This window comes from Streptomyces sp. NPDC006332 (assembly GCF_040612855.1).
In the GTDB taxonomy this organism is placed as follows: domain Bacteria; phylum Actinomycetota; class Actinomycetes; order Streptomycetales; family Streptomycetaceae; genus Streptomyces.
The window spans coordinates 27,024-46,665 of record NZ_JBEXRA010000034.1 but is presented as its reverse complement, the minus strand read 5'-3'; the positions used below and the strand labels follow the sequence as shown (position 1 = coordinate 46,665).

18 protein-coding genes are annotated in these 19,642 nt (G+C 71.3%); 6 read left to right on the top strand and 12 right to left on the bottom strand.

All coding sequences use genetic code 11. The features are described 5' to 3' along the window. Positions 1-110: 110 nt before the first annotated feature. From ABZ027_RS27410 to ABZ027_RS27375, 8 genes are all read right to left on the bottom strand, one after another. Positions 111-1,451 carry an ABC transporter ATP-binding protein gene (locus ABZ027_RS27410; protein WP_356772879.1) on the bottom strand — a complete coding sequence of 447 codons (1,341 nt, stop codon included), beginning with the start codon at positions 1,449-1,451 and terminating at the stop codon, positions 111-113. A gap of 224 nt (positions 1,452-1,675) precedes the next feature. Then, a complete protein-coding gene (locus ABZ027_RS27405) occupies positions 1,676-2,299 on the bottom strand; it encodes a class F sortase (RefSeq protein WP_356772877.1) in 624 nt (207 codons plus the stop codon). After that, on the bottom strand, positions 2,286-3,023 hold the full coding sequence (locus tag ABZ027_RS27400) for a hypothetical protein (RefSeq protein ID WP_356772875.1): 738 nt from the start codon (positions 3,021-3,023) through the stop codon (positions 2,286-2,288). Before ABZ027_RS27400 ends, ABZ027_RS27405 begins: the two co-directional genes overlap by 14 nt. A gap of 102 nt (positions 3,024-3,125) precedes the next feature. Beyond that, the gene (locus ABZ027_RS27395; RefSeq protein WP_356772873.1) at positions 3,126-4,370 is read right to left on the bottom strand and encodes an MFS transporter; all 1,245 of its coding nucleotides are present in this window, start codon (positions 4,368-4,370) and stop codon (positions 3,126-3,128) included. Between the two features lie 32 nt (positions 4,371-4,402). After that, complete coding sequence (locus ABZ027_RS27390; protein ID WP_356772871.1) at positions 4,403-5,830, bottom strand: citrate:proton symporter; 1,428 nt, start codon at positions 5,828-5,830, stop codon at positions 4,403-4,405. A 156-nt stretch (positions 5,831-5,986) separates the two neighbouring features. Continuing rightward, complete coding sequence (locus ABZ027_RS27385) at positions 5,987-8,218, bottom strand: molybdopterin oxidoreductase family protein (protein ID WP_356772869.1); 2,232 nt, start codon at positions 8,216-8,218, stop codon at positions 5,987-5,989. Between the two features lie 180 nt (positions 8,219-8,398). Beyond that, on the bottom strand, positions 8,399-9,019 hold the full coding sequence (locus tag ABZ027_RS27380) for a TetR/AcrR family transcriptional regulator (RefSeq protein ID WP_356772867.1): 621 nt from the start codon (positions 9,017-9,019) through the stop codon (positions 8,399-8,401). Then, positions 9,016-9,618: a hypothetical protein gene (locus ABZ027_RS27375; protein WP_356772865.1), complete on the bottom strand. Its 603-nt coding sequence runs from the start codon at positions 9,616-9,618 to the stop codon at positions 9,016-9,018. Before ABZ027_RS27375 ends, ABZ027_RS27380 begins: the two co-directional genes overlap by 4 nt. Before the next feature lie 160 nt (positions 9,619-9,778). On the opposite strand from ABZ027_RS27375, the gene hmgA reads away from it, so the two are divergent. From hmgA to ABZ027_RS27360, 3 genes are all read left to right on the top strand, one after another. Next, positions 9,779-11,104 (top strand): homogentisate 1,2-dioxygenase, encoded by a 1,326-nt coding sequence (hmgA, locus tag ABZ027_RS27370; RefSeq protein ID WP_356772863.1) that lies wholly within the window; start codon positions 9,779-9,781, stop codon positions 11,102-11,104. A gap of 27 nt (positions 11,105-11,131) precedes the next feature. Beyond that, the gene (locus tag ABZ027_RS27365; protein WP_356772861.1) at positions 11,132-11,881 is read left to right on the top strand and encodes a GntR family transcriptional regulator; all 750 of its coding nucleotides are present in this window, start codon (positions 11,132-11,134) and stop codon (positions 11,879-11,881) included. Between the two features lie 168 nt (positions 11,882-12,049). Further along, positions 12,050-13,207, top strand: a complete 1,158-nt coding sequence (locus ABZ027_RS27360; protein ID WP_356772859.1) for a type ISP restriction/modification enzyme — start codon at positions 12,050-12,052, stop codon at positions 13,205-13,207. Between the two features lie 13 nt (positions 13,208-13,220). Here ABZ027_RS27360 and ABZ027_RS27355 read toward each other — a convergent pair whose 3' ends face one another. Continuing rightward, on the bottom strand, positions 13,221-13,955 hold the full coding sequence (locus ABZ027_RS27355; RefSeq protein ID WP_356772857.1) for a TetR/AcrR family transcriptional regulator: 735 nt from the start codon (positions 13,953-13,955) through the stop codon (positions 13,221-13,223). Between the two features lie 63 nt (positions 13,956-14,018). On the opposite strand from ABZ027_RS27355, the gene ABZ027_RS27350 reads away from it, so the two are divergent. Next, on the top strand, positions 14,019-14,978 hold the full coding sequence (locus ABZ027_RS27350) for an ATP-binding cassette domain-containing protein (protein ID WP_356772855.1): 960 nt from the start codon (positions 14,019-14,021) through the stop codon (positions 14,976-14,978). Then, a complete protein-coding gene (locus ABZ027_RS27345) occupies positions 14,975-15,757 on the top strand; it encodes an ABC transporter permease (protein WP_356772853.1) in 783 nt (260 codons plus the stop codon). The genes ABZ027_RS27350 and ABZ027_RS27345 overlap by 4 nt, the downstream gene beginning before the upstream one ends. A 243-nt stretch (positions 15,758-16,000) precedes the next feature. Here ABZ027_RS27345 and ABZ027_RS27340 read toward each other — a convergent pair whose 3' ends face one another. The 3 genes from ABZ027_RS27340 to ABZ027_RS27330 form a co-directional block, all read right to left on the bottom strand. Beyond that, a complete protein-coding gene (locus ABZ027_RS27340) occupies positions 16,001-16,270 on the bottom strand; it encodes a hypothetical protein (RefSeq protein ID WP_356772851.1) in 270 nt (89 codons plus the stop codon). A gap of 126 nt (positions 16,271-16,396) precedes the next feature. Continuing rightward, positions 16,397-17,236, bottom strand: a complete 840-nt coding sequence (locus ABZ027_RS27335; RefSeq protein WP_356772849.1) for an anti-sigma factor — start codon at positions 17,234-17,236, stop codon at positions 16,397-16,399. After that, entirely contained in the window at positions 17,233-17,775 is a 543-nt protein-coding gene (locus ABZ027_RS27330) for a sigma-70 family RNA polymerase sigma factor (RefSeq protein WP_356772847.1), read from the bottom strand. The genes ABZ027_RS27335 and ABZ027_RS27330 overlap by 4 nt, the downstream gene beginning before the upstream one ends. A gap of 232 nt (positions 17,776-18,007) precedes the next feature. Between ABZ027_RS27330 and ABZ027_RS27325 the strand changes: the two genes are divergently transcribed. Continuing rightward, complete coding sequence (locus ABZ027_RS27325; protein WP_356772845.1) at positions 18,008-19,543, top strand: DUF4331 domain-containing protein; 1,536 nt, start codon at positions 18,008-18,010, stop codon at positions 19,541-19,543. Positions 19,544-19,642 lie beyond the last annotated feature (99 nt).

Sequence of the window (19,642 nt, the reverse complement as noted above, 5' to 3'; positions counted from 1 at the left end):
CATAAACTAGCGGCGTTAGTTTTCTGCCGCCAGGGATCTTTGGAGACGGCCTGCGGTCCGGGCGGGTGCAGGAACGTGTGCCGCTGCTGCCGGGCGGCGCCGGGCGGGCCTCACGCCTCCAGATCCGGCAGCCGCGCCGGGGACGGGCAGATGCGTTCGCCGTGCTGGTCGAAGACGAACAGGTGGGCGATGTCGACGAGCAGGGGGACCTGCATCCCGCGCCGCAGGTCGATGTCGGGGGTGGTGCGGACGACCAGGTCCCCGGGGAAACGGCTGTCCGCGCGTTCGGACACGGTGACCGGTTCCGCCGGGTCGTCCAGGACCACCACCGGTCCGGCACGCAGGGCGCCCGCCCGCTCCCGGAAACGGCTGAGGACCGACCCGCCCTCGCGGTGGCGGCGCCGGGCCAGACGGTCGGCGGGCTGCGGGGCCTCCAGGTCCGGTACGAGGGCGGGTCTGGAGCCGGTGTTGAAGTGGACGAGGACCTCGTGCCCCTGGAACTCCACGTGCTCCACCAGGCCGCTGATCGCCACCTCACCGGGACGGGCGGCGGACGGCTTGGCGAGCCGGACGGCCTCCGAGCGCAGTCCCACGATGATCTCGCGGCCCTGCTGGACGCGGAGCAGCTGGTGGTCCAGGGACAGGGGCTCGGGCAGCCGCAGGGACTGCTTGCCGATGCTGATGGTCATCGCGCCGTCGAGCGGGGCGCGGACCATGCCGCGCAGGAGGTTGATGCGCGGGGTGCCGATGAAGGCGGCGACGAAGACGTTGCGCGGCAGGGCGTAGACCGAGCGCGGCGTGCCCACCTGCTGGAGCACCCCGCCGCGCAGTACGGCGACCCGGTCGCCGAGCGACATGGCCTCGGCCTGGTCGTGGGTGACATACACCGTGGTGACGCCGAGTTCCCGGGTGAGGGTGGTGATCTCGGCGCGCAGGTGGTTGCGGAGCTTGGCGTCGAGGTTGGAGAGCGGTTCGTCCATCAGGAAGGCGGACGGGTGGCGGGCTATCGCCCTGCCCATGGCGACGCGCTGGCGTTCACCGCCGGAGAGCTGGCCGGGGAAGCGGTCCAGGATGTCCTCGATGCCCAGCATGCGGGCGGTGGCGTCCACGCGCGGGCTCGGGTCCTGGCCCGGCGCCTCGAAGCGCAGCGGGAAACCGATGTTGCCGCGGCTGGTCATGTTCGGGTAGAGCGCGAAGTTCTGGAACACCATCGCGATGTCCCGCTCGGCCGGGAGCCGCTCGTTGGCGTACTCGCCGTCGAGCAGCAGGTGTCCGTCGGTGATGTCCTCCAGGCCGGCGATCATCCGCAGCACGGTGGACTTGCCGCAGCCGGAGGGGCCGAGCAGGACGAGGAACTCGCCGGGTGTGATGTCCAGCGACAGCCGGTCCACCACGCGGACGCCTCGCGTGTAGGCCTTGCTCACGTCGTGAAGAGAGATGGCGCGTGTCATGACGGTGCCCCCGGGGGCTCACTGCGCGAGCGCTGACGCTCCGCGACCGAACGGCCCGTGCGAGTCGTACGGGCTGTAAGTCACGGAAATTAACGGAATGTACGCGCCCGGGGGAAGACGCAGGACGGAATCCAGGCCTGCCTTTGGCCGGACGAAAACGGAGGCGGCGGGCCGGCGGGGCGGCACAACCCCGCGGGCCCGCGCGGCGAGCGCCCGGCGGCCGGTCAGCGGGTCGCGGTGAGATGGGCGAAGACGACGACGTTGCTGGTGTAACCCGTCTTGCGGTTGAAGAGGCCGCCGCAGGTGAGTACCCGCAGCTCCGGGCGCCGGCTCGGCCCGTACACCTCCTTGTCGGGAAATCTGGACTTGTCGAAGACCTTGACCCGGTCCACGGTGTAGACGGCGGTACGGCCGTCGGCCCGACGAGCCTCGATGTGGCTGCCGCGGGACACCTGAGCGAGGGCGGCGAAGACGGCGGGGCCGGTCTTGGTGTCGCGGTGGCCGACGGCGATGGCGGTGCCCTTCTCGCCCGGCGTGGGGCCGTCCTGGTACCAGCCGACGAGTTTGGGCTTGTCGAGCGGTGGTGTCCCGAGTTGCCGGTCGGGGCCGAGCCGCATCCCGACGACCGGCGCGTTGATCTTCAGGGAGGGGACGCGCAGGGTGGTCGCCGGCGACCGGGGCAGCGGCCGGGGCGGTGCGCCCTGCCCGGCCTGGTCCGGTGCGGTGGGCGCCTGGTGCGCCCCGCACCGGACGAGCGTCGCCAGGACGACCACGATCAGGGCCGTCCTGGCGAGGCGGTAGGCGCGGGTCCGGTACCAGGGCCTGCGTCTGTCCTTACGCGGCACCATGCGAGCGACGACGCAGCAGGCGGAAGTACACGGCTCCGCTGACCGCGACCAGGCCCACACCGGCGGCCGCGCTCAGCGGCGTGTACGCCTTCGCGGTGTCGACGAGACCGCCGCCACCGGCGTGGACGCCGCCCTTGGGCCCACCGCTCTCGTGCTCACCCCAGGCGCCCTCCTCCTTGCGCTCCTCGGTCTCGTAGCCGCTCGGGTCGCCCTTCTCGTAGCCGCCCGGCTCGCCCTTCTCGCCGCTCGGGTCCTCGTACGAGTGGCCGCCGGGACCGTATGCCTTGCCGTGCTTGCGCTCGTCGTGGCAGTCGACCCGGAAGTTCTTCGTCTTTTCGGTCCCGGTGGTGGGGGGGTAGGTCCAGGTGAGCTTGTACTGCCCGTCGGGCAGCTCCGCCAGCGTTTGGGTGTGGCCGGCGCCGTTGGTGAGGATGATGCTGTCCGACACACTGTAGGACGGGGGCTGCAGCGCGGTGATCGTGTAGGCGTAAGGTCCGTTGAGGGCGTCGAAGTTGACGGCCTCCAGGTAGAACCTGCAGACCTCGAGGTCGTCCTTCAACCAACCGTACGGCGTCTGCTCGCTGTGGATCCGGATGTCGTCTGCGGGGGGGGCGGCCACGGCGGTCGGTGTCGCGAGCCAGGTGGCTCCGGCCGCGGTGAGGACGGTCAGGGCCGTCACGCCGAGGCGGGTGCCGGCGACGGACGGGGGCATCAAGGTGCGCATGGATGTTCCTCCGAGTCGGACGATTTTCATACAAATCGCTCTTTCACGTGACTCTCTTTCACATCCGGCACCCGCTGTGCGGGACTGAGGCCCGACGCGCCGTCAGATATCGCTCGGACGGCGCAACCGGGCCCGGGGCCCGCTGCCCTCCGCAGCGGGCCCAGCCGCCTGATCTCCTCCCGGGGGCGCCGGCGCGCGCAGCGCGGTGCCCGCCGAGAGCAACAGCAGCGCCCCCAGCATCACGAACGGCGCGGCCACGCCCGCGACCCCCGCGATCAGGCCGGCCGCGGCGGGCGCGGCGACCTGGCCGAGGCGGTTGCCGGTCAGGCGCAGGGCGAGGGCGGTGGAGCGGGCCCCGTCGGGGGCGGCCTGGACCACCGTCGTCATGGACAGCGGCTGTCCGACGCCGAGGCAGAAGCCGAGGGCGGCGAGGACCAGAGCCAGCGCCCACACCGGCACCGGCAGCGCGATGCCGGCGCACAGCACGGCCGCCAGCAGACAGGTGACGGTCAGCAGCAGCGGCCGGCCCAGCATCCGCAGCAGCGGCGTCAGCACCAGGCGGCAGGCGATGGTGGCCGCGGCCCGCAGACTGAGCAGGAGACCGACCACGGACGGGGCGATGCCCCGGTGTTCGCCGACCACCGGGAGGTAGGCGGTGAGGATGTCGGTGGCGGACAGCACGGAGAGGCTGACGAAGATGCCCGCGGGTACGCCCCGGGCGCGCAGGATGCGCTGGACGGGGACCCGGTCGCCTTGCGCCGTACGGGACTTGACCGTCGTACGGTCCTCGATGCGCCACAGCGAGGTGAACGCGACCGCCGCTCCGGCGCCCGCCACGACGAGGGCGAGCGCGCTGGTGCCCGCCATGTCCCGGCCGCCGATCAGCGCGCCCGCGGCGATCGGGCCGATCAGTTGGCCGAGGGAGGCGCCGATGGTGAAGTGACCGAAGTTGCGGTCCTGTTCGTGCGGCGCGGACTGGCGGGCGACGAGTGACTGGGCGCCGATCACGAAGCAGAGGTGGCCCAGGCCCATCACCCCGCTCCAGATCGCCATCGCCCACAGGGAGTTGGCGACACCGCTCAGGGCGCAGCCGCCGGATATCAGGACCACGCCGATGGGCAGCAGGGGCGCACAACGGCCGTGGTCGGTACGGCGGCCCAGCGGTACCGCCGCGAAGAGCGGCAGCAGGGCGTACACGCCCGCGATGACGCCGATCGCCCGTTCGTCCGCGCCCAGCGCGAGGGCCCGGTAGGAGACGGCGGGCCGGGCCATCGACACCGCCCCCTGCGCGAAGCTGAAGGCGATGACGAGGCGGAGCAGCCAGCCGCGGTTCCCACCGGGCCTCATGTGTGAATCCTCCATCGATGAGCGGGCGTTGGTCAGATGATCCCGAAGAGGATGCCCGCTCCGAGGATGATCAGGCAGGTGAGCGCCGCCCACTTGACCACGAACTTGGTGTGGTCGCCGAACTCCACCTTGGCCATGCCGACCAGGACGTACACGGCGGGCACCAGCGGGCTGGACATGTGCAGCGGCTGGCCGACCAGCGAGGCGCGGGCCATCTCCAGCGGCGTGACGCCGTGCGCCGCGCCGGCCTCGGCGAGGACCGGGAGGACGCCGAAGTAGAACCCGTCGTTCGACATGAAGTAGGTGAGCGGGAGGCTCAGGACGCCGGTGACGAGGGCCATGTGCGGGCCCATGCCGGCGGGAATGACGTCCACCATCCAGCGGGCCATGTGGTCGACCATGCCGGTGCCCTGGAGGACGCCGGTGAAGACGGCGGCGGCGAAGACCATGCCGGCGACGTTGAGGACGTTGTCGGCGTGCGCGGCGAGGCGGGCCTTCTGGTCGGGGATGTGCGGGAAGTTGACGGTGAGCACGAGCGCGGCGCCGAGCAGGAACAGCACCGGGATGGGCAGCCACTCCATGATCATGGCGGTGAGCAGTACGCCGGTGAGCAGCGCGTTGAACCAGTAGAGCTTGGGACGCAGGGTGGCCCGGTTCGGGTCGAGGACCTGGAAGCGCTCCGCGTCGCCCTCGGTGTCGTCGTCGGCGTCCGTGCCGGAGCCGGAACCGCCGGTGGCGGTGGCGCCCTTGCCCGTGCCGTTGGCGCCGGAACCCGCGCCGACCAGAACCGTCTCGGTCTCCTTCTCCTCGGCCTTCTCCTCCACCAGGACGTCGTCCAGCGTGAGCACGCCGAGGCGCTTGCGCTCGCGCTTGCCGAGCACGTACGAGAGGACGAAGACGCCCAGCAGGCCGACGGCGAGGGCCGGGATCATCGGGACGAAGATGTCGCTGGCGTCCACCTTCAGCGCGGTGGCGGCGCGGGCGGTGGGGCCGCCCCACGGCAGGGTGTTCATGACGCCGTTGGCCATCGCGGCCACACCGGTCATCACGACGAGGCTCATCTTGAGGCGCTTGTACAGCGGGTACATCGCCGAGACGGTGATCATGAAGGTGGTCGAGCCGTCGCCGTCGAGCGAGACGATCGCGGCGAGGACGGCGGTGCCGACGACGATCCGCATCGGGTCGGCCTTGCAGAACTTCAGGATCCCCCGGACGATCGGGTCGAAGAGTCCGACGTCGATCATCACCCCGAAGTAGACGATCGCGAACATGAGCATCGCGGCGGTCGGGGCCAGGTCGGTGACGCCGTCGATGACGTAGTCACCGAGCTTGGCGCCCTTCCCGACGAAGACGCAGAACAGTGCCGGGATCAGTACGAGCGCCGCGATCGGCGACATCTTCTTCATCATGATCAGGACCAGGAAGGTCGCGATCATGGCGAAGCCGAGGATGGTCAGCATGAGTGGATACCTAACGTTCGCCCTTGAACATCCCACCAGGGACGGCGGTGCGTTGACGTTAGGTCCCGTCAAGCGGCGTTAACAAGACGTTGACATGCGAGCAATAAGCGCAAAACTGCTGGTCACGGCTTTGCACAGCTCACAGGGGGTGCGTTTTCAGTCCCTGGAGGTGACTTTCACGGGGATGCCGTTGAGTACCGCGTTGCCCGAGAGCGGGTCGAGCAGGCTGCCGTCGAGGAGCTGGTTGACGTTCACGCCGGGGTCGGTGGCGGCGTGGCCGAGCCGGGTGCCGGGCCGGTCGTGACCCCAGCCGTGCGGCAGGCTGACCACCCCCGGGCGCACGCTGTCGGTGACCTCCGCGGGGGCGGTCACCTCTCCCCCGGCGCCCTTGACGCGTACGGCCGATCCGTCACGTACGCCCAGCCGTTCGGCGTCCTCGGGGTGGATGTGCAGGGTGCAGCGGTTGGTTCCGCCGGTGAGGGCGGGGATGTTGTGCATCCAGCTGTTGTTGGAGCGCAGATGACGGCGGCCCACCAGGACGAGCCCGTCGGGGCGTTGCTCCAGGGCTTCCCTGAGCCTGGGCAGGTCGTCCGCGATCGGCCGCGGCAGCAGTTCCACCGCGCCGCTGCGGGTCTTCAGGGGCTGCGGCAGCCGGGCGGTGAGCGGCCCGAGGTCGATGCCGTGCGGATGCGCCAGCAGCTTGTCCAGGCAGAGGCCGTCCGGTCGTACGCCGAAGCCGTCGCCGTAGGGGCCCAGGCGCAGCGTCATGTCGAGCCGCCGCTCGGGGCCGCCCTCGCCGGTGAGTCGCGCGGCGAGCTCCTTCGGGTCCCGGCCGTGCACGGGTGAGTGCGGTTCCTCGACCGCCTTGCCGAGGGTCTGAGCGATGACCAGGTCGTCGACGGCGGACGGGTCGGCGCCGTGCATGCCGGTCGCGGCCAGGACCAGCCGGGCCAGGATCTCGGTCTCGGCCATCCTGCCGGGCTCCAGGGGGACGGCGGGGCGGGTGTAGCGGACCTGGTTGCGGACGGCGAGGGTGTTGAAGGCGAAGTCGTGGTGCGGGCTCTGGGCGGGCGGGGGCGGCGGCAGGACGACATGGGCGTGCCGTGAGGTCTCGTTGAGGTAGGGGTCGACGCTGACCATGAAGTCGAGCGAGTCGAGCGCCTTGTCGAGCCGGTCGCCGTCCGGCGCGGACAGGACGGGGTTGGCGGCGACGGCGATCAGCGCCCGGACCGGCTCGCCCTCCTCGGTCGCGGTGTCGATCTCCTCGGCGAGCGCGGACAGCGGCAGCTCCCCCTTGGCCTCCGGATGCCGGCCGACCCGGGAGTGCCAGCGCCCGAGTGCGAACCCGCGGCCGGGTCCGGCGGGCCGTGGTGTCTTGTCGGTGGCCGCCTGCGGGAAGAGGGCGCCGCCGGGCCGGTCGAGGTTGCCGGTGAGGATGTTGAGGACGTCCACGAGCCAACTGGCGAGGGTGCCGTGCTGGACGGTGCAGCTGCCGATGCGGCCGTACACGGCGGCGGTGGGGGCGGCCGCCAGTTCGCGGGCGAGGGTGCGGATGGTCGCGGCGTCCACGTCGCACGCCCCGGCCACGGCCTCCGGGCTGAAGTCCTGTACCTCTGACCGGAGTTCGTCGAGTCCCTGCACCTGCGGAGCCAGTGCGCCGAGTTGGACGAGGTCCTCCTCGAAAAGGACGTGGGCCATCGCGGCGAGCAGCAGCGCGTCGGTGCCGGGCCGGATCGGGATGTGCCGGTCGGCGAGCCGGGCGGTCCGGGTCCGGCGGGGGTCGATGACGGTGAGCGTGCCGCCGCGGGCCTTGAGCGCCTTCAGCTTGCCGGGGAAGTCCGGCGCGGTGCACAGACTCCCGTTGGACTCCAGGGGGTTGGCGCCGATGAGGAGGAGGTGGTCGGTGTGGTCGAGGTCGGGCACGGGGATCGCGTTGGCGTCGCCGTACAGCAGGCCGCTCGACACGTGCTTGGGCATCTGGTCGACCGTGGAGGCGGTGAAGAGGCTGCGGGTGCCGAGCCCGGCGAGGAGGACGGTCGGGTAGAGGGCTCCGGCCATGGTGTGCACGTTGGGGTTGCCGAGGACGACACCGACGGCGTGCGGCCCGTGCCGTTCGACGACCGTCCGGATCCCGGCGGCGACCGCGTCGAAGGCCTCCTCCCAGCTCACCTCCCGCAGCCCCCCGTCCTTGCGGGCGAGCGGGGCGCGCAGCCGGTCGGGGTCACCGTCGACGGCCCCGAACGAGGCGCCCTTGGGGCAGATGAACCCCCGGCTGAACACGTCGTCCTGGTCACCTCGGGCACCGGTCACCCGGGTCCCGTCGATGGTGAGGGTGAGGCCGCAGGTGGCCTCACAGAGGGGGCAGATGCGCAGGGCGGTGCGGGGCACGGGTCCTCCCGGAGTGCGGCGGCGACGGTGACGCCGGGGTCGAGGCCGAGCATACCGACCGGTATGCATGGAGGGGAGACCCTTGCGCCGACCGTCGGGCCCGCGGGGCAGCGCACCGCTCCCGATCGGTACGCACGGAAGGGAGGCCCCGCGCCGACCGTCGGCTGGCCGGCGCGCCACTCAGTCCAGCACCCGCGCCAGATAGGCCCGCAACAGCTCCCGGGTCTCCGCGATGATCCGCTCGTCCCCCTCCGGCGCCACCCGGAAGGCGAGATGGACGAGGGTGTCGGCGGATTCCACGGCGACCAGGAAGACGCGGCGCAGGTCCTCGTCCGGTTCACGGTCGAGGTAGCCGGAGAGCAGGTCGGTGAGGCGGTCGGCGACGCGGTGGTTGGGCTCGGCGTAGCGGGCGCCGACCGGGATCTGGTTGCCGAAGTCGACCAGGGAGAACCCGGGGGCGGTGCGCTTCATGGCGAGGTACTCGTCGAGGACGGCGTCCATCGCCACCCGCCAGCCTCCCCCGCCGGCGGTCGCCTTGAGCCGCTCGGTCACCCGCTCGGTGTAGCGCTCCAGGTTGCGCTGGGCGAGCGCGTCGGCCATCGCGCGCTTGTTGCCGAAGAAGCGGTAGACCGAGCCGATGGGGACCTCGGCGCGCTGGGCGACGGCCCGGGTGCTCAGGGCGTCGTAGCCGACCTCGTCGAGCAGATCGGCGCAGGCGTCGAGGATCCTGGTCAGTCGTTCGGCGCTGCGCCGCTGCACGGGCGCTCGCCGGAGCGATGTCGCTTGGGGCACGGGCTTCATGATGCCTTTCCGCCGCGGTCCGGGGAACCTCGCCCTCCAGTACGGAGTCGGGTGCCGGGCGCACTCAGCGCGCCGTGCACGCCTGCGGAGGGCGCGGGGTCCGAGGCGGTGATGTCCGCGGTGCTCTCGACGGGTTCACCGTCGACGGTCCACACCGTGCCGTCGTCGGCGTACAGGCGGGCGGTGAGGTGGTGCGTGCCGTGCGGGACGTAGCGGGCCGCGAGGCGGTACGCGGAGGTACGCAGCCGCACCACGGGGCGCCCGTCCACGAAGAGCCGGGCCACGCCGCGGCCGGCCACCGCCGACGCCTTCTCCCCGGCGGCCGAGAAGCGGAAGTCGCGGAGGGTCAGCCGCACGTTCCACCCGCCGTCGTCCCCGTCGGGCTGCACCTCGATGCCGACCCGGGGCGCGCCCTTCTCGGCCACCTCCCGGTAGCGGTGCCCCTGCTGGTCCGTCTCGTCGAGGAGCTTGCCCACCGGTGCCGGCGAGTCCCCGTTCGTCCCGTTCTCCCGCGCACCGTCCGGGCCGCACCCCGCGGCGCCGGTCAGCAGCAGGACACAGACCGCGAGCACGGCGGGAATTTCCCGTGTCCACGACATGCCGGGGAGCGTAGAACACCGGTACGACACCTCGGATCCCTCTGGGGTCTGGTTCCCGTCGGCTCCGGTAGTCCTCGATGAGGATGCCGCCCGGCCTCTTGCGCGGGGGAAACCGCAATCCTACGGTGATGCATAGGAATCAAACGCCCAGGGAGCGATGATGAGCGGGGACGCGCAGAAGACCGCGGAGGGGCTGACCTACCTCTCCGGTTTCGGCAACGAGCACAGTTCTCAGGCCGTGCCGGGCGCCCTGCCCGATGGCCGGAACTCGCCCCAGCGCGCGCCCCTCGGGCTGTACGCGGAGCAGCTCAGCGGTACGGCGTTCACCGAGCCGCGGGCCTGCAACCGGCGCTCGTGGCTGTACCGGATCCGCCCCTCGGCCGCGCACCCGGCGTTCAGCCGTACGCACAACGGGATGATCCGTACGGCGCCCTTCACGGAGACGGTGCCCGACCCGAACCGGCTGCGCTGGGACCCGCTGCCCGAGCCGGCGCCGGGCACCGACTTCCTCGCGGGACTGTGGACCCTCGGCGGCAACGGCGACGCCACCCAGCGCACCGGCATGGCCGTGCACCTGTACCACGCCAACGCCTCGATGGACCGCGTCTTCAGTGACGCCGACGGGGAGTTGCTGATCGTGCCGGAGCACGGCGGGCTGCTGCTGCACACCGAGTTCGGACCGCTGTATGTGGAGCCGGCCCAGGTGGCGCTGATCCCGCGTGGGGTGCGCTTCCGTGTGGAGCTGATCGGGGACGGGGCCCGGGGTTATGTGTGCGAGAACTACGGCGCCCCCTTCCGCCTCCCCGACCTCGGTCCCATCGGCGCCAACGGTCTTGCGAACGCCCGGGACTTCCTGGCCCCGGTCGCCGCGTACGAGGAGGTCGAGGGCCCGGTGGAGGTGGTCACCAAGTTCTGCGGCAACCTCTGGACGGCGACCTACGACCACTCACCGCTCGACGTGGTCGCCTGGCACGGCAACCATGTGCCGTACATCTACGACCTGCGCCGTTTCAATGTGCTCGGCACCATCTCGTACGACCACCCGGACCCGTCGATCTTCACGGTGCTGACGTCCCCGTCCGACACCCCGGGCCTGGCCGGCGTCGACTTCGTGGTGTTCGCGCCGCGCTGGCTGGTGGGCGAGGACACCTTCCGGCCGCCGTACTTCCACCGGAACGTGATGAGCGAGTACATGGGCCTGGTCGAGGGCGCCTACGACGCCAAGACGGCCGGGAAGGGGGGCTTCGTGCCCGGCGGCGGCTCGCTGCACAACATGATGTCGGCGCACGGGCCGGACCGGGAGACCTTCGACCGGGCCAGCGCCGCCGAGCTGCGGCCGCAGAAGGTGGACGACGGGCTGGCGTTCATGTTCGAGACGCGGTGGCCGCTGATCCTGGCCCCGCAGGCGGCCGAGGCGGAGCACCTGCAGCGGCGTTACGACGACGTGTGGCAGGGCCTGCAGCGGCATTTCCGGCCCTTGCACTGACGTTTGCCTACCGGTACGGATGAGCCCGTGACCTCCTTCGCCCCGGACTCGATCGTCCTGAACCGCAAGCTGCCGCTCTGGTACCAGGTGTCGCAGTCGCTGCGCGCCTCGATACTCGGCCGCTCGCCCCGGGACCCGCTGCGGCTGCCCACCGAGGAACAGCTCGCGGGGCACTACGGGGTGAGCGTGCTGACCATGCGGCAGGCGTTGAAGGAACTCGAGGACGAGGGCCTGATCACCCGTCACCGTCGCCGCGGCACCTTCATCGAGCCGGACGCCCGCAGGGGCTCTCCGGTGCGGCTGCTGGGCTCGGTGGACGCGATCGTGGCCCAGCAGTCCGGCATGGCGACGCGACTGCTCGACCACGGCAAGGCGCCGGCCCCGGCCGAACTCGCCGAGTTCTTCCCCGATCTCGACGAGGTGGCGACGTACCACCGCCTGCGCGGCGACGCGAAGACCGGCGAATGGACCAACCACGCCCGCAACTACGTCCGCCCCGAACTCGCCGCGCGCATCGACCCCGACGACCTGGTCCGCTGGCCGATGACCAAGGTGCTGCGGGACGTCGTCGGCGCGGACATCAGCCGCATCACGGACACGGTCGAGGCCCGCCTGGCCGACCCGGAGACGGCCCGCCTCCTCCAGGTCCCGCTGCTCAGCCCGATCCTGCACTACACGGGCGTGACGTACGACGGGAAGGGCCGGGTGCTGGACGCGGCCGTCATCCACTACCGGGGGGATCGTTTCTCCTTCACGGTCACGCTCGACGCCACGTAGGCCGGTCCGGCGGGTCAGAGGGTCAGCGGATCGCGGGCGGGGGGGGACGCGGTGGCGTGGTCCCGTGCCATGTGCCGCGGACCTCCCGACGCCCGTGTGCCGGAACGGCGCCGCTCCGGCCGGGCACCCGGACGGGCCCTCCTGCCGGTGTCGTCGGCAGGTCGTACGATGCCCAGCGTGACGCACGACGACGCTCCGCTGCTGGCGGACCTCATGCCGTGGTCGGTCGCACCGCCCCGGCTCGGCCGGGGGTGGCCGGCGGGCCCCGACCCGGCATCCCTCAAGGCCCGCTGGGACGCCCTGCTGAAGGCCGAGGGCCCCGACCGGGAGGCCCTGTTCGAACCCACCCGTTCCCGCACGCTGCACTCGGCCGTGGGTCAGCTGCCGGGCCGGACCGGTGGCACGGAGAAGCTGGTGCGCGCCTCGGGTCCCTGCCCGCAACCCGTACGGGTGCTGCACGGCCCCTTCGACGAGCAGTGGCTGATTCCCGATCAGCGGCTGATCGACAGCGCCCGGCCGGAACTGTGGCGAGTGGCGGACGAACAGCAGATCTTCGTCACGGAGACACCCGGCGCCGCCGGTCCCCAACTGTTCGCGACCTCACTGCTCCCGCTCCTGCGCCCCGGCCGGATCCGCCCGCTGCACCGCCGCCCCGGCGGCGCGGAACCGAACCTGGCGCCGGGCCTGCTGGAGCACCTGGCCGACCGCCTCGGCCTCTCCCCCACCCCGGCGGACCTGCTGGCCTGGATCATGACGGCGACTGGCCCCGGCCTCACCGTCCCGCTCACCGAGGACCCCGAACTCTGGGCACAGGGCGTCGAACTGGGCCACCGCACGCTCTGGCTGATGCTCCGCGACGGCACCCGCCCCAAACTCCCCGGCGGGCGCCGCCCCTACGTCCGCGCCCCGCTGCCCGACCGCCCCCTGAGCCTGCGCTACGACCGCGACGAGGAGTCCCTGCACCTCGACGACGGCTGTATCTCCCCGGTTCCCCCGGAGGCCTGGGACTTCGAGGTGACCGGGGTGCGCGTCCTGGAGCAGTGGTTCGCGAACCGCACGGCGACGGCCGATCCGGGCACTTTGGCGGCGATCCGTCCGGTGACCTGGCCGCAGACCTGGACGTCGGAACTGCTGGAGCTGATCACCGTGTTGGCGCTGCTGGCGGAACTGGGCCCGCGGCGGGCGGAGTTCACCGTGACCGCCCCGATCACGGCGCCGGAGCTGACGAAGGCGGGCATCCTGCCGGTACCCGAGGCGGCCCGCCGACCGGCCTCGGTCCTCGACCACCCCGAAGAAGGCCCGGAAGGACAGTTCGCGCTGCTCTGAACAGCTCGACGCCTCAGGAGGTGCTCCCAGCCCCCTGCCCCTTGGGCTCGAAGGCGTCCAGCACCCGCTCCAGCATCCGGTCGAACACCGCCTCCATGTCGATCGGCCCCGCGTCCTCGGTGAACGCGGCGGCCAGCCTCGGATAGGCACCGGAGGCGATCCGGCCGCCCAGATAGGCCGTCCGCACCGCGTTCTCCTGCTCCTCCGACCACGGCAGCGACCGCGCCCGCTCGGCCGAGGACAGCTCGGTCGCGACGTACACGGTCACGCACCCGTTGAGCATCCCGAGCAGCTCCATCTTCGCGCCGTAGGGCGCGTCGAAGGAGTCCAGGCAGGTCATGCAGTGCTCGAGATAGCGCAGGGCGTTGGGGCTGAAGCCGTAGACCGGCGACATGAGCCGCGGCATCCAGGGATGCCGGAGCATGGCCGCCCGGGTCTGGTGCGCCACCCGGATCATCTCGGCCCGCCAGTCACCGCCCGGCTCCCACAGCTCGTGCTCCCCGCCGACCGCGTCCACCATCAGCTCGTACAGGTCCTCCTTGCGGGGGACGTAGTTGTACAGCGACATCGTCCCGCAGCCCAACTCGGCCGCGACATGCCGCATAGAGACGCCGTCCAGCCCCTGGGCGTCGGCGATCCGCACCGCCACCGCCGCGATGTCGGCGCGCGTGAACGCCGGTCTCGGTCCCCGGCCCGTGCGCTCGGGACGGGCCCAGATCACTTCGGGTACGGCCGCTCGGCCCGCCATCGATCATCACCTCGTCCACCATCCTAGTTACGTACACCGTACGTAGTGCGCTATGGTCGAGTCATGACTACTACGTACGCTGTACTTAGTGAAGGTCTGGAGAAGCGGTTCGGCGCTGTCCAGGCACTGAGCGGCCTGGACCTCGCGGTGGCGACCGGCACGGTCTGCGGAATCCTCGGGCCGAACGGGGCGGGCAAGACCACGGCCGTCCGACTGCTCACCACCCTGCTGCGGCCGGACGCCGGCTCGGCGCGGATCGCCGGACACGACCTCGCCCGGGAGGCGGCGGCGGTGAGGAAGCGGATCGGGGTCACCGGGCAGTACGCGTCGGTCGACGGGGACCTCACCGGCCGTCAGAACCTCCACCTGTTCGCCCGGCTGCACCGGGTGCGCGGACCGGCCGACCGGGCCGGCGAACTGCTCGACCGCTTCGGACTGACCGAGGCCGCCGACCGGCCCGCGTCCACCTACTCGGGCGGGATGCGCCGCCGACTGGACCTGGCGGCGAGCCTGATCCGCCGCCCCGAGGTGCTGTTCCTGGACGAGCCGACGACCGGCCTCGACCCGGCGAGCCGCAACCTGATCTGGGACGCCGTACGCGACCTCACCGCGGACGGCACGACCGTACTGCTGACCACGCAGTACCTGGAGGAGGCCGACCAGCTCGCCGACGACATCGCGCTGGTGGACCGGGGCCGGGTGACCCACACGGGTTCCCCGACCGAGCTGAAGGCCCTCATCGGGGCGCATGTCGAGGTGGTCGTGGCGGACGTCGACGTCATGGCGACAGCGGCGGGCGTCCTCGACCAGCTCACCGGCGCACAGCCGACGTTCGACCACGAACGCAAGGCCGTCGGCGCCATCACCCGGGACTCGACGCTCACGCTCCCCCGGCTGGTGCGTGAACTGGACGCGGCCGGCGTACCGCTGCTGGACGCGAGCCTGCGCCCGCCGACCCTCGACGACGTGTTCCTCCGGCTCACCGAGGACACCCCCCAGGACCAGAAGGAGACCGCCGCATGAGCACGCTGGCGTACGACTCAAGCGCGATGCTCGGCCGCCAGCTGCGGCGGTCGCTCAACAACCCGGGCCTGATCATCCTGACCCAGACCATGCCGGTCAGCATGCTGCTGTTCTTCGGCTACGTCTTCGGCAGCGCGGTGGCGATGCCGGGCCAGGAGTACCGCTCGTTCCTGCTTCCGGGCCTGCTGGTGGCGACCGCCGCGAACGGGATCATGAACGGGATGTTCCAGGCCGCGCAGGACACCCACCGGGGCGTGATGGACCGCTTCCGCACGCTGCCGATGAGCCGGGCCGCGGTGCCGCTCGGGCAGGCGGGCGCGGATCTGATGATCACGGCGGCCGGTACGGTGCCCTTCCTGCTGGTGGGGCTCGCGGTGGGCTGGCGGATCGAGGGCAGCGCCCTGGAAGCGGTGGGCGCCTTCGGCTTGTTGCTGCTGTTCCGGTTCGCGACCACGTGGATCGGGATCTTCCTGGGCCTGCTCACCCGGAGTGAGGAGGCCGCGGGCCAGCTGGGCGGCGCGACCTTCCTGCTGCCGCTGCTGTCCAACGCGTACATCCCGACCGAGGGCCTGCCGGGCTGGCTGCGCGTGGTCGCCGAGTGGAACCCGATCAGCGCGGTGACGACGGCCCTGCGGGACCTGTTCGGGAACGCGGGGGTGCCGGAGGGTGCGGCCTGGCCGGTGGCCCATCCGATCGCCGGGTCACTGGCCTGGTGCGCGGTGCTGTTGGCGGTGTTCGTGCCGGCCGCCGTGCACCGGTACGCGAACGGTGAGCGGTGAACCGGAGTTCCGCGCCCGGAGTCCGTCGGTGGATCTGACACGTCACGCCGGGTGGAGGCGTGCGGGTGGCGCGGGTGGGGCGCGGGGAATGGACGGGGGTCTTGCCCCGCGCCCGGAGACAACCACCGGTGCGGCGCCGCGTGCCGTGGGGATGACGGGCTGGAGCGCGGCGTCGCGCCGGGACGGCGTGGCGACCCGAGCGGGGGCTCCTCGGGACTGCCCCGAGGAACGCCGGCGTCGTGTCTAGCGCCCGCCGAACAGCGAACGGCGCAGCCGTCGCAGTGGCGCGAAGAGCGAGACGCGGCGCACCCGCGCTCCCCTCGCACTTCGGTTCTGTGCGGGCTCACGTGCGGTCAGCTCACGCATCAGCGAGGTCGCCTCGACCGTCTCTCCCTGCGGGACGGCGGGGCCGCCCAGCACCGAAAGATGGCGATCAAGACGCGAGCTGGAGGCGCTGCTCCCGCACGTGATCGCAGGAACCCTCGCCCTGCTGCGCACTGTTATCTGTTCCATGTCACTCCCCACCCGTACGAGTCCACCCGGCCCGGGCAGAGTAACCCTATCGCCCCCTCGGGGCACTCGTGTATCGCGGTCACAGGATTCACCTTCCCCGTAAGGGCGTTGACGACGCCTTCCCGGTCAATCTCCAAATCCGACCGATTTCAGGGCGAGTTGGACAACTGGCTGGGTAGTGGGCTGCTCGGAGCCCCCGTCCGGCTCGACAGTCACAGCGAGTGACGATGCCGATGTGTTCAGGCCTGATGCGACCAAGGGCGTGTCGCGGGCGAAGAGACCGAGGGAGCGCGGTCGCGCGCCCGGGCGCATGAGCCACAGTTGGCGTACGCGGTCGCTCGGCAGATCGCCGTACCCGCTCAGGGTGACCACCGCGCTCCCCTCTGCCGCGGAGGCGACCACTCCGATACTTCCGCCCCGGGTGTCCCGCCCGATGGTCGACCTGGCGTCGGGAGCCGCGAGAACGTGGGTGATCTCACGCGCCTGGGCTCGCTCCGCGTTCAGCGTGTCCTGTGTCTCGTTGGCCTGGACGGCGAACAAGGACGCCACCACGAGGGCCGCTGCCGCTGTCACCGTGGCGAACGGCACGAACAGGGGGCGTGAGCGCGCCGCACGGGAGCGTGACGGCGGGGGCTGCGTGCCCCACACGTGCGGCGGCAGCTGGGACGCCCGCCCCCGTCCCGCCTCGTGCCGGGCGTGCTCCTGCCGGAGGGCGGGTTCCTGCGGAGTGGTGCGTACGGCGGCCAGCACCCGGTCGCGCATCGCGGCGGGCGCCGGCGCGGCCGTCGACCAGGCGAGCCGGGCGGCGTCCTCGGACAGGGTGCGGACCTCGGCGTCGCAGCGGGCGCAGTCCTTGAGGTGCCTCTCGAAGCGGATGCGCTCGGCGGGTTCCAGAGCGTCGAGGACGTACGGGGCGGCGAGGGAGTGGATGTCCCCGCGGCGCAGCAGACGGTCGATCAGACTCATGCGGCACCTCCGAGGCACTCGCGCAGCCGGGTGAGTCCGTCGCGCATCCGGGTCTTGACCGTGCCCAACGGCAGCGAGAGCCGCTCGGCCACCTCACGGTACGTGTAGCCCTCGTAGTAGGCGAGGGTGACCGACTGGCGCTGCAGGGCGGTCAGTCCGTCCAGACAGCGGCGCACCCACTCCCGTTCGAGTCCGGCCTCGACCTCCTCGGTGACCTGGTCGAAGGCGGGGTGGTGGGAGCGGCGGGCCTCGCGCTGCTCGCGTTCGCCGGCCGCGCGGGCGCTGCGCACCCTGTCGACGGCGCGGCGGTGGGCGAGGGTGAGGACCCAGGACAGGGCGCTGCCGCGCGCCGGGTCGAACCGGGCCGCGGTCCGCCAGAGTTCCAGCAGCACCTCCTGCGCCACCTCCTCCGACTGCGCCGGATCCCGTACCACCCGCCGCACCAGTCCGAACACCGGTCCGGACACCAGCCCGTACAACTCCTCGAACGCCCTCTGGTCGCCGCCGGCCACCAGAACCAGCAGTTCGTCCGCCTCCAACTCGTCTCCCCCTCCAGCCAGACCGCATCTGGGCCGCTGTCCCGTCCCACGAGGCATGCGCAACCAACCCACCTCCGGATGGGGTTACGGATCAACGAGCCGAAAACGCGGGTGGCTTTCGATGAAACAACTTTTCACGAGCGCCGTAAGAACGTTTGGGATTCGACCAATCCACCCTGCCGACCGCTCCGAATCGCGTTCGTCAGGCAAGTTGGCACTGAGGACGGACGGCATGACACCTAACTCCAGGCGCGGCGCGGGACACCGGGGCCTCGTGACTCTCATTTGTGGTGCGTTGGCCACCGGCGGGCTCACCGCCGCCAGTGTTGCCACGCTCGCACCGGGGACGGCTTCCGCCTCCAGCCACCGGGAGGCCCCGCTGATCTCGGGGCAGCCGCAGTACGACAACACCGACGTGTACGCGTTCGTCAGCCCGGACCACCCGGACTCGACGACCATCGTCGCCAACTGGATCCCGATGGAGGACCCGGCCGGCGGGCCGAACTTCTTCACGTTCGCCGAGGACGCGCAGTACGACCTGCACGTCGACAACAACGGCGACGGCCAGGGCGACCTGCTGTTCCGGTACACGTTCAAGACGCACACGAAGAACGACAAGACGTTCCTCTACAACACGGGCGCGGTCACCAGCCTGTACGACCCGGACCTCAACATCACGCAGACGTACGACATCGAGATGATCAGGCTCGAGCACGGGAAGGAGACCTACAAGTCGAAGGTCGCCAAGAACGTGCCGGTGGCGCCGTCGAACGTCGGCAAGGCGTCGATGCCGGACTACAAGACCCTGCGGTACCAGGCCGTGAAGAAGCTCTCCAACGGCGCGAAGACCTTCGCCGGCCAGGCCGACGACCCGTTCTTCCTGGACCTGCGGGTCTTCGACCTGCTGTACGGCGGCAACCTCACCGAGGTCGGCAACGACACCCTCAAGGGCTACAACGTCAACTCGATCGCCCTCCAGGTGCCGACCAAGATGATCACCGAGTCCGAGAAGCAGCCGATCGTGGGCATCTGGTCCACCACTCAGCGCAGGAACGCGCAGGGCTACTACGCGCAGGTCTCCCGCCTGGGCAGCCCGCTGGTCAACGAGGTCGTCAACCCGCTGAAGGACAAGGACAAGTTCAACGCGTCCGAGCCGAAGGACGACGGCCAGTTCCTGAAGAACGTCACCAACCCCGAGCTGCCGAAGCTCATCGAGGCGATCTACAAGATCAAGGCGCCGGACGAGCCGCGCAACGACCTGGTCGACGTGTTCCTCAAGGGCGTCAAGGACCTCAACCAGCCGCCGTACGTGACGCCGGCCGAGGAACTGCGCCTCAACACCTCGATCATGCCTGCCGCCAAGCCCAAGCGGCTCGGTGTGCTCGACGGCGACACCGCGGGCTTCCCGAACGGGCGCCGGCTGACCGACGACGTGATCGACGCCTCGCTCCAGGTCGTCGAGGGTGAACTGCTCGGCGCGAAGAACGACCTCGGTGACGCGGTCGACAAGAACGACAAGAACTTCGAGAAGTCCTTCCCGTACGTCGCGCTGCCGACCGAGGGCTCGCGTGGACCGCTCGCCAAGGGCACGACCGACGGGACCGACGTCCGCAGCCAGCTCGGCGACGCCCTTCAGCCGGCCGGGGCATCGGACAGCTCCGACAACATGACCCTGATCGCCGGCTCGGCGGGCGCGGGCGCGCTCGGCATCCTGCTGATCGGCGGGGCCCTGATGTGGTGGCGCCGGATGCGGGACCGCGCGTACTAGGCGGGCCCTCCCGGCCGCACCGGCCGGGAGTCCGTCCTCTTGACTGGCGCGGTCCGCTCGTACCCATCCCCCACGGCGCGGACCGCGCCGCACCATCAC

Bases quoted from the DNA above. Each gene is read 5' to 3' on its own strand.
- ABZ027_RS27410 (WP_356772879.1), bottom strand. From the start codon at position 1,451: ATGACACGCGCCATCTCTCTTCACGACGTGAGCAAGGCCTACACGCGA.
- ABZ027_RS27405 (WP_356772877.1), bottom strand. From the start codon at position 2,299: ATGGTGCCGCGTAAGGACAGACGCAGGCCCTGGTACCGGACCCGCGCC.
- ABZ027_RS27400 (WP_356772875.1), bottom strand. From the start codon at position 3,023: ATGCGCACCTTGATGCCCCCGTCCGTCGCCGGCACCCGCCTCGGCGTG.
- ABZ027_RS27395 (WP_356772873.1), bottom strand. From the start codon at position 4,370: ATGAGGCCCGGTGGGAACCGCGGCTGGCTGCTCCGCCTCGTCATCGCC.
- ABZ027_RS27390 (WP_356772871.1), bottom strand. From the start codon at position 5,830: ATGCTGACCATCCTCGGCTTCGCCATGATCGCGACCTTCCTGGTCCTG.
- ABZ027_RS27380 (WP_356772867.1), bottom strand. From the start codon at position 9,019: ATGAAGCCCGTGCCCCAAGCGACATCGCTCCGGCGAGCGCCCGTGCAG.
- ABZ027_RS27375 (WP_356772865.1), bottom strand. From the start codon at position 9,618: ATGTCGTGGACACGGGAAATTCCCGCCGTGCTCGCGGTCTGTGTCCTG.
- hmgA (WP_356772863.1), top strand. From the start codon at position 9,779: ATGAGCGGGGACGCGCAGAAGACCGCGGAGGGGCTGACCTACCTCTCC.
- ABZ027_RS27360 (WP_356772859.1), top strand. From the start codon at position 12,050: ATGCCCAGCGTGACGCACGACGACGCTCCGCTGCTGGCGGACCTCATG.
- ABZ027_RS27355 (WP_356772857.1), bottom strand. From the start codon at position 13,955: ATGGCGGGCCGAGCGGCCGTACCCGAAGTGATCTGGGCCCGTCCCGAG.
- ABZ027_RS27350 (WP_356772855.1), top strand. From the start codon at position 14,019: ATGACTACTACGTACGCTGTACTTAGTGAAGGTCTGGAGAAGCGGTTC.
- ABZ027_RS27345 (WP_356772853.1), top strand. From the start codon at position 14,975: ATGAGCACGCTGGCGTACGACTCAAGCGCGATGCTCGGCCGCCAGCTG.
- ABZ027_RS27340 (WP_356772851.1), bottom strand. From the start codon at position 16,270: ATGGAACAGATAACAGTGCGCAGCAGGGCGAGGGTTCCTGCGATCACG.
- ABZ027_RS27335 (WP_356772849.1), bottom strand. From the start codon at position 17,236: ATGAGTCTGATCGACCGTCTGCTGCGCCGCGGGGACATCCACTCCCTC.
- ABZ027_RS27325 (WP_356772845.1), top strand. From the start codon at position 18,008: ATGACACCTAACTCCAGGCGCGGCGCGGGACACCGGGGCCTCGTGACT.